This window comes from Brooklawnia sp. (assembly GCF_049651565.1).
Lineage (GTDB): Bacteria > Actinomycetota > Actinomycetes > Propionibacteriales > Propionibacteriaceae > Brooklawnia.
Map to the genome: position 1 here is coordinate 1 of NZ_JBASCI010000044.1, position 3,371 is coordinate 3,371.

At 71.8% G+C, this 3,371-nt stretch carries 4 protein-coding genes; all 4 read right to left on the reverse strand.

Features of this window, described 5'->3' with window-relative positions:
• Nucleotides 1-380, reverse strand: a 380-nt coding sequence (locus WBL05_RS02215; protein WP_424223440.1) for a Mur ligase domain-containing protein, incomplete at its 3' end; no start/stop codon positions are given.
• Nucleotides 377-1,483 (reverse strand): undecaprenyldiphospho-muramoylpentapeptide beta-N-acetylglucosaminyltransferase, encoded by a 1,107-nt coding sequence (gene murG / locus WBL05_RS02220; protein WP_424223441.1) that lies wholly within the window; start codon nucleotides 1,481-1,483, stop codon nucleotides 377-379. The genes murG and WBL05_RS02215, both read right to left, overlap by 4 nt.
• Before the next feature lie 109 nt (nucleotides 1,484-1,592).
• Nucleotides 1,593-2,888, reverse strand: coding sequence for a putative lipid II flippase FtsW (ftsW, locus tag WBL05_RS02225; protein WP_424223443.1), 1,296 nt, complete (start codon nucleotides 2,886-2,888; stop codon nucleotides 1,593-1,595).
• Nucleotides 2,885-3,371: glutamate ligase domain-containing protein (locus tag WBL05_RS02230; RefSeq protein ID WP_424223444.1), on the reverse strand; the 487-nt coding region annotated here is incomplete at its 5' end. The genes WBL05_RS02230 and ftsW, both read right to left, overlap by 4 nt.

The window sequence follows — 3,371 nt, forward strand, 5'->3', positions numbered from 1 at the left end:
GTCTTGCCGTGCGCGCCGGCCACCGCCACCGAGCGCTTGTCGAGCATCAGCGCGGCCAGCGCGGTGCTGCGGTGCCAGACCCGTCGGCCCTGTTGGCGGGCGGCGACCAGTTCGGGATTGTCCTGCCGGATGGCGGACGAGATCACCACCGTGTCGACCCCGGCAAGGTGGCCGGGGTCGTGGCCGATCGCCGTGGCCAGCCCGGACGCCGCCAGTTGGCGCAGGGTCGGCGAATCGGCACGGTCGCAACCGCTCACCGGGTGGCCGAGCCGGTGGTACAGCTCGGCGATCCCGCTCATCCCGGCACCGCCGATGGCGATGAAGTGGAGGGCGTTCAGTTGGTCGGCGGGGACCAGGTCGACGACTTCGTGCAGGCTCACAGCGCTCCTCCAACCCGCAGCAGGACTTGGGCCACCCGGTCGGCCGCGCCCGGGCGCATCAGTTGCTGGGCCGCGCCCGACATCCGGGCCAGTCGGCCGGGGTCGCCGAACAGTGCGCCCACCTCGGTGACCAGCCGGTCGCTGGTCAGTTCGGCGTCGGGCACCATGACGGCCGCGTCGACGTCGATCAGCGGCTGGGCGTTCCTGGCCTGCTCGCCGTTGCCGATGGGTAGCGGTACCAGGATGGTCGGCAGCCCCACCACCGCGGTTTCGACCACGGTTCCGGCGCCGGAGCGCGCCAGCATCAGGTCGGCGGCGGCATAGGCGTCCGACATGTGGTCGACGTAGGCCAGCGGCAGGTACCGCGCCCCGTTACCCTCGTCCACCCGTTCGGTGAGGCCGTCGTGGAAGTTCTTGTTGCCCCAGACGTGCAGCACCTGGACGCCGGTGGCGAGCAACCGGTCGGCGGCGTCCACGGTGGCGTTGTTCAGGCTGCGGGCGCCCTGCGAGCCGCCGCTGACCAGCAGCACCGGCAGTTGCGGGTGCAGGCCGAAGCGGTCGCGCTGGTCGGCCTGCCGGGTGGTGCGGCCGGCCTGCGCCAGGTCGGTGATCTCGCTGCGCACCGGCAACCCCTCGAACCTGGCGCCGCGCAGCGGGGTGCCGGGGAACGAGGTGAGGACGGCCGCGGCGAACCGGGAGGCCACCTTGTTGGCGATGCCCGGCACGGCGTTCTGCTCCTGGATGACCACCGGGATTCCCAACCGGCGGGCCGCCAGGTAGGCCGGCATCGCCACGTAACCGCCGAAGCCGCACAGCACGTCCGCGTCGGCCTCCCGAAGGATGCGGGCGGCGGCCCGGACGGCGCCGGCCAGCCGGGCCGGCACCTTCAGCAGGTCGAGACTCGGCTTGCGTGGCAGCGGGACGGCCGGCACCAGTTGCAGGTCGAGCCCGGCCTCCGGTATGACGCGGGTCTCCAGGCCGCGGGCGGTACCGATGCAGGTGATCCGGGCATCGGGTTCGGCCGCCCTGATCGCCTCGGCGGTCGCGATCAGCGGCGAGGTGTGGCCTGCCGTACCACCACCGGCCAGCACGACACTCACCATGAACGCTCTCCGATCATCCGACTTCTGGGGGCTGCGCGCACCTCAAGTCTGACACCGTTCGGCCGGGCCGTCGCCCAACGACACCGGCGCGGGGAGCCGGCGGGCGTCCTCAGTCGCGTGGCTGTGGCCCGTCTATCACGCTGGTCAGCCGTGGTTGCCGGGGGCGCCGGCCGGATGCCAGCAGCCTGGCCGCCCCGGGTTCCTGCCGGGCGGCGCTGAGCAGCACCCCGACGGCGACCAGGTTGGCCAGCAGCGCCGAACCACCCTGGCTGAGGAACGGCAGCGGCACCCCCACCACCGGCAGCATGCGCATCACGACGAAGATGTTGATCGCGGCCTGGCAGATGATCCAGGCGGTCATCCCGGCCGCGGTGTAGCTGAGGAACTTGCTGGTGGAGCGGGCAGCGATCCGCAGCCCGGCGAAGCCCAGGACGAAGAACAGCAGCAGCACGAACAGGCTGCCGATCAGGCCCATCTCCTCACCGAGGACTGCGAAGACGTAGTCGGTCTGGGCGCCGTTGTAGAGCCCGCCCCACTTCTGCCGGGAGGCGCCGAGCCCCAGCCCCCACCAGCCGCCGGACGCCAGGGCGTAGATGGCGTTCATCGGCTGGTCGCTGGCGGCCGCGGTCGGGTCCAGGAAGGCGAAGATGCGGGTCATCCGCTCGGGGTCGGTGGCCACCAGCGCCCCGACGCCGACCACGGCCACCCCGCCCAAGGCCAGCAGCACCCGCAGCGGGGCGCCGACGAACCAGAACATCCCGAACATGATCAGGGCGATGATCAGCGCGGTCCCGACGTCGTGCTGCAACAGCACCAGACCCTCGATGACGGCGAAGCCGAGCAGCGAGGGGAAGAGCAGCCGCTTCGGGTCGCCGAGGGTGCGGGTGCGGTTGGCCAGCACCGCCGCGGTCCACAGCACCAGGGACGCCTTGGCGAACTCGGACGGCTGGATGGTGCCCAGCACGCCGACGCTCAGCCAGGCCCGGTTGCCGTACGACTCGATGCCCAGGGGGGTGAAGACCAGGACGAGCAGCACGATGCTGACCACCATGCCGATCCAGCCGAGCGCCATCAGCACCGTGGGTTGGCGCCGGGACAGCCACCAGGCGGTGGGCACCCCGACGCACAGGAAGGCGACCTGCCGGACCAGGTAGTAGTAGGCGTCGCCCTGGTTGGTCACCGACGACCACACCGAGGACGCCGACAGCACCATCAGCACCCCGAGCCCGACCAGCAGGGTGGTGGTGGCGAGCACCAAGTAGTAGTCGGCCAGCGGGTGCGACAGCGCCCGGGCCAGGCCGGAGTCGCCGCCGGTGCCGAAGCGGGCCAGGCCGGTCTCCAGCAGGCTATCGCGGCCACGACGTGGCCGGTTGTTCGGGCGCCTGGCGTCGATCGCTGCGCTCACCTGCGTCCTCCCTGTCGGTACCAGTCGCTCACCGCCGCCGCGAAGTCGTCACCTCGAGCGTCGTATCCGCTCCACATGTCCTTGCTGGCACAGCCGGGTGCCAACAGCACGGTGTCGCCCGGTTGGGCGAAGCCGGCCGCCGACGCCACGGCGTCGACCATGGCTCCAGTGTCGGCGCGATCGATCACGACCACGGGGACGTCGGGGGCGTGTCGACCCAACGCGTCCGCAATCACCTGGCGGTCCACGCCGAGCAGCACCGCAGCCCGCAACCGGTCGGCGTGGGTGGCGACCAGGTCGTCGAAGCTGGTGCCCTTGGCCTGTCCGCCGGCGATCCAGACGATGGACTCGAACGCACTCATCGACGAGTTCGCGGCGTGCGGGTTGGTGGCCTTGGAGTCGTCCACCCAGGTGACGCCGTCTTGGACGGCGACCGTGGCGATGCGGTGGCCGCCCAGGCGCAGGCTGCGCAGTCCCCCGGCC